Annotated in this window: 6 protein-coding genes and 2 pseudogenes; 5 read left to right on the plus strand and 3 right to left on the minus strand. The window is 63.0% G+C overall.

All coding sequences use genetic code 11. From position 1 onward, the window contains the following. The 3 genes from VGP39_RS02495 to VGP39_RS02505 all read left to right on the plus strand — a co-directional run. A partial coding sequence (locus VGP39_RS02495; protein WP_327566530.1) for a fasciclin domain-containing protein occupies window positions 1–403 on the plus strand: 403 nt, incomplete at its 5' end. Window positions 404–631: 228 nt separating this feature from the next. Further along, a complete protein-coding gene (locus VGP39_RS02500; RefSeq protein ID WP_327566531.1) occupies window positions 632–1,261 on the plus strand; it encodes a cytochrome b/b6 domain-containing protein in 630 nt (209 codons plus the stop codon). Window positions 1,262–1,272: 11 nt separating this feature from the next. Next, window positions 1,273–2,058 carry a molybdopterin-dependent oxidoreductase gene (locus VGP39_RS02505; RefSeq protein WP_327566532.1) on the plus strand — a complete coding sequence of 262 codons (786 nt, stop codon included), beginning with the start codon at window positions 1,273–1,275 and terminating at the stop codon, window positions 2,056–2,058. A gap of 80 nt (window positions 2,059–2,138) precedes the next feature. Here the strand turns inward: VGP39_RS02505 and VGP39_RS02510 are convergent. Beyond that, window positions 2,139–3,346 (minus strand): annotated as a pseudogene (locus VGP39_RS02510) (YbfB/YjiJ family MFS transporter). Window positions 3,347–3,612: 266 nt separating this feature from the next. Here VGP39_RS02510 and leuB point away from each other — a divergent pair. Continuing rightward, window positions 3,613–4,725 (plus strand): 3-isopropylmalate dehydrogenase, encoded by a 1,113-nt coding sequence (leuB, locus tag VGP39_RS02515; RefSeq protein ID WP_327566533.1) that lies wholly within the window; start codon window positions 3,613–3,615, stop codon window positions 4,723–4,725. Window positions 4,726–4,843: 118 nt separating this feature from the next. Here the strand turns inward: leuB and VGP39_RS02520 are convergent, their stop codons facing one another. Continuing rightward, window positions 4,844–5,242, minus strand: coding sequence for a hypothetical protein (locus tag VGP39_RS02520; protein WP_327566534.1), 399 nt, complete (start codon window positions 5,240–5,242; stop codon window positions 4,844–4,846). 160 nt (window positions 5,243–5,402) lie between these two features. Beyond that, window positions 5,403–6,209 (minus strand): hypothetical protein, encoded by an 807-nt coding sequence (locus tag VGP39_RS02525; RefSeq protein WP_327566535.1) that lies wholly within the window; start codon window positions 6,207–6,209, stop codon window positions 5,403–5,405. 116 nt (window positions 6,210–6,325) lie between these two features. On the opposite strand from VGP39_RS02525, the pseudogene VGP39_RS02530 reads away from it, so the two are divergent. Beyond that, a pseudogene (locus tag VGP39_RS02530) lies at window positions 6,326–6,484 on the plus strand (aspartate-semialdehyde dehydrogenase); the annotation flags it as partial.

Genomic DNA, 6,484 nt, shown 5'->3' on the forward strand with positions numbered 1-6,484 from the left:
CAACTCCAAGGACCACACCACGCTGGTCGCCGCCGTGAAGGCCGCCGGCCTGGTCGAGACGCTGGAAGGCAAGGGCCCGTTCACGGTGTTCGCGCCGACCAACGCCGCCTTCGGCAAGCTGCCGGCCGGCACCGTCGATACCCTGGTGAAGCCGGAGAACAAGCCGGCCCTCACCAAGATCCTGACCTACCACGTCGTGGCGGGCAAGCTTGAGGCCTCCAGCCTGACCGACGGCAAGAAGCTCAAGACCGTCGAGGGCGAAGAACTGACGGTCAAGAAGTCGGGCGACAAGGTCATGATCGTCGACGCCAAGGGCGGCTCCTCGACCGTGACGATCGCCAACGTCAACCAGTCCAACGGCGTGATCCACGTGGTCGACACCGTGCTGATGCCGGCGTCGTAACGTCGCAGCCCGTCATTGCGAGCGAAGCCGTAGGGTGGGCAAAGGCCCTTGCGCCGTGCCCACCAAACCGGTCGATTGCCGATCGATGGTGGGAACGCCACCGGACGCTGCGCGTCCGACGGCTTTGCCCACCCTACGGGCCGGTAAAATCGACTTGATAACCTTTATCACAGTAACGAGACGGAGATTTGCGCGTATAATCGGATACGAATTCAGGACGCACCAGCCATGTCGAGCATCACAGCCAATCAGGAACGCGCGACCACCACCCCCGCCAAGGTGATTCAACCGGCCTGGGTGCGCACGGTGCACTGGATCAACGCGGTGGCGATGATCCTGATGATCATGTCGGGCTGGCAGATTTACAACGCCTCGCCGCTGTTCAATTTCAAATTCGCAAGCTCGATCACGCTCGGCGGCTGGCTCGGCGGCGCGCTGCTGTGGCATTTCGCGGCGATGTGGCTGTTGATGGTCAACGGCCTCGTCTATCTGGTGCTCGGCTTTGCCACCGGCCGTTTTCGCAGAAAATTGCTGCCCATCACGCCGGAGGGCGTGATCGCCGACACCAAGGCGGCGCTGACCGGCAAGCTGTCGCATGCGGACCTCACCACCTATAATTATGTGCAAAAACTGCTCTATGCCGGGATCATCGTGGTCGGCGTGCTGATCGTGCTGTCGGGCCTGTCGATATGGAAGCCGGTGCAGCTGCAATACCTGACCGCGCTGTTCGGCGGCTACGAGCTCGCGCGCTACGTTCATTTCGTCTGCATGGCCCTGATCGTCGCGTTCATGATCGTTCATGTCGCGCTGGCGCTGCTGGTGCCGAAAAGCCTGCGCGCCATGATCATCGGCCGCTGAGGAGGAACAACATGGGCCGCATCCGCAAGCTGCTGATCCCCGGTGTCGACAAGCACCTGCTGATCAAGGACGCGACAAGACTGATGCCCGATCTGTCGCGGCGCCGCTTCATCGCGAGCGGCGCCAGTCTCGGCGCGCTGACGCTGTTGACCGGCTGCGACGTGTCGGACAGTTTTTCCGCTGAGAGCATGCTGAAGCAGATCTCGAAATTCAATGACGGCGTGCAGGCGGCAATGTTCAATCCGAACGCGCTGGCGCCGACGTTTCCGGAAAGCGCGATCACCCGGCCGTTCCCGTTCAACGGCTATTACGATCAGGACGATGCGCCCGACATCAAGGCCGCGGACTGGAAGCTCGAGGTGCGCGGCCTGGTCGAGAACAAGAAATCCTGGACGCTGGAGGAGCTTTACAAGCTGCCGCAGGTCAAACAGGTCACGCGCCATATCTGCGTCGAAGGCTGGAGCGCGATCGGAAGCTGGACCGGCGTGCCCTTGCGCGATTTCCTCAAACTAATCGGCGCCGACACGCGCGCAAAGTATTGCTGGTTCCAGTGCGCCGATTACGACGGCTACAACTCACCGCTCGACATGGCGAGTGCGCTGCATCCGCAGACCCAGATGTCGTTCAAATTCGCCGACGAGATCCTGCCGCGCATCTACGGCTATCCGATGAAGATCCGGGTGCCGACAAAACTCGGCTTCAAGAATCCGAAATACGTGATCTCGATGGAAGTCACCAACGACTACAAGGGCGGCTACTGGGAAGACCAGGGGTATAATTCGTTCAGCGGGAGTTGAGGCACTCCGTCATTGCCGGGCTTGACCCGGCAATCCATCCCCTTCGAAAAGACTCTTTTGAAGATTGATGGATACGCGGGTCAAGCCCGCGTATGACGCGTCGGGATTTGCACCAATTTCCTTTGGAACGCCGCCAACACTGCACCCACCGCCAGCATCGCCGCCGAAACATTCAGCGCATATGAAAGACTGCCCATCGCGTCGGTGATGGCGCCGGTCACGATCGGGCCCAATATCTGGCCTACCCCGAACGCAATCGTCATCGCCGCGATCGCATTGGGCCATGCCGTGGGCGGATAGTTGAAGCGCACGAAGGCGGTGGTCGATCCCACCAGCGCAAAGAACGACACGCCGAACACCAGCGCCGATATGCTAAGCAACAGCGGCGAATGTCCGAACAGCGGCAGTCCGGCGCCGACCGCGTTGACACCGAGAATGATCGCGGTGGAGAGGCCGCCGCGGTCCATCGCCAGCACGCCACGCCACAGCCATGGCGTCACGAAAGCGCTCACCCCGATCAGGCACCAGAACGCGCTTTGTGCGGCAGCACCCCCACCGCCGTCGCGCACATAGGCGATCATGAAGGTCATGTAGGCGATGTAGCCGGCGCCGAACAGGAAATAGCCGACGAGGTAGATCAGCACCGGTTTGATGGCGAATTTTGCCGGCGCCGCGTCGGCGATTGCCGTACCGGCTCCGATCGGCGCCAGCAGCAGCGGCAGCGTCATCACCATCGTCAGCAACGTCATCGCCCACCACACGATCCACCACGAACCGGGACCGAACGCCTGCAGCGTGAACGGCGCGATCAGTCCCGACGCCCGATTCCAAGCCCGGGTCCGGCATAAAACAGGCTGAGCAGAAAATTCGCCCGGTCAGGACGCGATTGCGCGATCGTTGCCGCCAGCGCCGCGCCGCCGATGAACCCGGCAGCCGCGCCCAAACCGGCGAGCAGCCGCGCAAAACTCAATACCACAAAATTGCCCGACAGCGCGCACAGTGCCAGCGACGCGACGCAGGCCAGCGTTCCCCAGCGCACGCTTGCCGCAAGCCCCGTTCGTTTGATGACGCGCGAGGCAACCAGCGCCCCGGCGAGATAGCCGACGGCATTGATCGTGTTCATGAAGCCCGCGGCGGAATACGACCAGCCGAGGCTGTCGCGCATGTCCGGCAGCACCAGCGAATAGGCGAAGCGGCCGATGCCCAGGCAGATCGTGGGCGCCAGCGAAACAATCAGGATCAGCCGCGCGGGATGCGGATAGGGCGGAGGAGGGTTAGGGGCTGGCAAGGGATCGCTCCGGCAGAGCCGCATTGTGGCAGGGCAAGATGCGCTTGCACAGGGCACGGCCGGCAATGGTGTCTTGCCAATCGCGCAAGGCCGCTTTAGCACTCCGCGCTGCCGTCATCCTAGGAGCCGCGCGCTTGCGCGGCCTCTCGAAGGATGGCCCCAGGCACTTGCGGCTCATCCTTCGAGGCTCGCCGAAGACGGCGAGCACCTCAGGATGACGGCGGTGCTTTTTGCCCGGCAGTGACGCATCGATGAGGTAACGAACCATGCCCACCCACAAACTCCTGCTCCTGCCCGGCGACGGCATCGGTCCTGAAGTGATGGCGGAGGTGAAGCGGCTGATCGACTGGCTCAATGCGCAAGGTATTGCAAAATTCGAGACCGAGCAGGGGCTGGTCGGCGGCAGCGCCTATGATGCCGACAAGGTTGCGATCACCGATGCCACCATGGCGCTGGCGCAGGCGAGCGACGCCGTGATCTTCGGCGCGGTGGGCGGGCCGAAATGGGATTCCGTGCCGTATGACGCGCGTCCCGAAGCCGGGCTGCTGCGGCTGCGCAAGGAGATGGCGCTGTTCGCCAATCTTCGCCCGGCGATCTGCTATCCGGCGCTGGCGGAATCCTCATCGCTGAAGCGCGAGGTGATCGAAGGGCTCGACATCATGATCGTGCGCGAGCTCACCGGCGGGGTGTATTTTGGGGAGCCGAAAACCATCACCGACCTCGGCAATGGCCAGAAGCGCGCGGTCGACACCCAAGTCTACGACACCTACGAGATCGAGCGCATCGCCCGCGTCGCCTTCGATCTTGCGCGAAAACGCCGCAACAAGCTGACCTCGATGGAAAAGCGCAACGTCATGAAATCGGGCGTGCTGTGGAACGAGGTGGTGACGCAGGTTCACAAGCGCGAATATGCGGACGTCGAGCTCGAGCATCAGCTCGCCGATTCCGGCGGCATGAGTCTGGTGCGCTGGCCAAAACAGTTCGACGTCATCGTCACCGACAATCTGTTCGGCGACATGCTGAGCGATATCGCGGCGATGCTGACGGGATCGCTCGGCATGCTGCCGTCGGCCTCGCTCGGCGACGTCGACCCGCGCACCAAAAAAAGCAAGGCGCTGTATGAGCCGGTGCACGGCTCGGCGCCGGATATCGCCGGCTCAGGTGCGGCCAATCCGATCGCGATGATCGCGTCGTTCAACATGGCGCTGCGCTATTCGTTCGACATGGGGGCGTTGGCCGACAAGGTCGATTCCGCGATCGCGGCGGTGCTCGCCAAGGGACTGCGCACCGCCGACATCAGGTCCGACGGCACGACCGCGGTCTCGACCGCGCAGATGGGCGAAGCGATCCTGAAAGAAGTGCAGGCGCGGCACGTTTAAAAGAAATCGTCATGCCCGCGCTTGTTGCGGGCATCCACGTCTTTCTTATTTTACGGATTTGATTGCATCAAGACGTGGATGGCCGGGACAAGCCCGCCATGACGAATATGATGTGCAATCAATACAGCGGGAACCACTCCGGATATCCGCCGAGATCCGACGGCGTGTTCAGCGGTTGGCGGTCGATCGGACGATTGCGGTTTTCGCGCGCAAACGATGGATAGCCGATCGCCGGCGGAAATGCATAGTCCTGAAACTTGCGATCGCCCGGCAGCACTTCGGTGCCGGCGTCGAGCCACGACCGCTTGGTGACGTAGATGCGCGTGCGCGGGCCTTCCTGGTAGACCACATTGGGCCCGCTCGGGCCGTAATAGGGGCGGCCCTGCTTGTCGAACTGCCGCTTCGCCTCGGCATTGGCCTGCGTTGCGTCGAAACCGATCGTGGCCATGGCGGCCGCCACCAGCAACACCGCAAGATGCCTGGCAACATTCTTCGCAGGCGGAAATTTCAGGGTCATCATGTCCTCATGGGAAGCTGGCGCCGGCAGGTCCGGTTTGCGGCCATTTTAGCTGCCGCGGGGACGGCGTCACAAGGTCAATCGGGCCACACCGCATCACAATAATGCTCCCTTGCGGCAATTGTTGCATGAATACCAGCATCTTGGCCGGTCGGGCCGATCACTGGCTGCCGCGCAGCCGGGGGTTTTGGGTGCCGGTTACCCAATCGGCGGACCGGATCGGTGCCGTCGATGCCGGCGCGCAGCCGCCGCGCTTCAGTTCGGCATGGGCGAACAGGGCCGCCAGTTTCGGGTCGTTTCCGGCCGTCAGGAGGATCAGCCGGTCGAGGATGCAGCCGATCGCGGCGCGCCGGGCCGGCAGCGTGTCACCCTGGCACGACCAGCCGGAGACCCGCAAATCGGGTTGGTCGAACGCTTTCATGAAGCCGAGGCACGGCCGTGCGCCGCCGCCGCGGTCGGCGAGGCCGAGCAGCGTCACCGCGCCGAACTTGCTGTCGATGATGCCGGCGGCCTGCAGCTCCCGCATGCCCTCCGGGTCCATGCGGCCGGCGATTTCGGCGGCCGGCGGCCCCGACTGGCTCAATTCGCCGCCGGGCCGGTAGATTTGTAGTTCGGCAATCGGCTTTTCACCCTGCGCGGCCCAGCGCAATACGTCCTTGCGGCCGCCGGCGGGATGCCGGAGGATTTCGTAAGTCTCTGTTTTCCGGGACAAATCGAACTGGCTGACGGCGAATGCCGGATACGAGCGGGCGGCCAGGCTCCAGGCGGATTTGGCCGTGGGATCACCGATGTCTTTGAGCGGCAATTCGTCCCATAGACTCAAGCCCACGATGGCGATCAGGGCCAGCGCTCCCACATAGGCAATCAGGCGGGCCAGCAAGCCGCTGCATTCGTCGGCAAAGCTGCGCAGCGCCGGATGAATTTTGCTGGCGGTGTGGTTGGCGCCGGACGCCAATATGGGTCGCATTCACTGCTCAAACGTCGTCGTTAACATTGTCTTGACGGCGTTTCTCGCATAGAAGCGCTGCCTCTTCCCTTTCCGCCGCGTGGCGAGGTGAAGCATTTTTGTTCGGAGAGTGAACGATGGGTTACAAAGTCGCGCTGGTCGGAGCGACCGGCAATGTCGGGCGGGAAATGCTCAACATCCTGGACGAACGCAAATTCCCCGCCGACGAGGTGGTGGCGCTGGCGTCACGCCGCAGCATGGGCGTCGAAGTGTCCTATGGCGACCGCACCCTGAAA

The organism is Bradyrhizobium sp. (genome assembly GCF_036009065.1).
GTDB lineage: Bacteria > Pseudomonadota > Alphaproteobacteria > Rhizobiales > Xanthobacteraceae > Bradyrhizobium.

Bases quoted from the DNA above. Each gene is read 5' to 3' on its own strand.
- VGP39_RS02500 (WP_327566531.1), top strand. From the start codon at position 632: ATGTCGAGCATCACAGCCAATCAGGAACGCGCGACCACCACCCCCGCC.
- VGP39_RS02505 (WP_327566532.1), top strand. From the start codon at position 1,273: ATGGGCCGCATCCGCAAGCTGCTGATCCCCGGTGTCGACAAGCACCTG.
- VGP39_RS02520 (WP_327566534.1), bottom strand. From the start codon at position 5,242: ATGACCCTGAAATTTCCGCCTGCGAAGAATGTTGCCAGGCATCTTGCG.
- leuB (WP_327566533.1), top strand. From the start codon at position 3,613: ATGCCCACCCACAAACTCCTGCTCCTGCCCGGCGACGGCATCGGTCCT.
- VGP39_RS02525 (WP_327566535.1), bottom strand. From the start codon at position 6,209: ATGCGACCCATATTGGCGTCCGGCGCCAACCACACCGCCAGCAAAATT.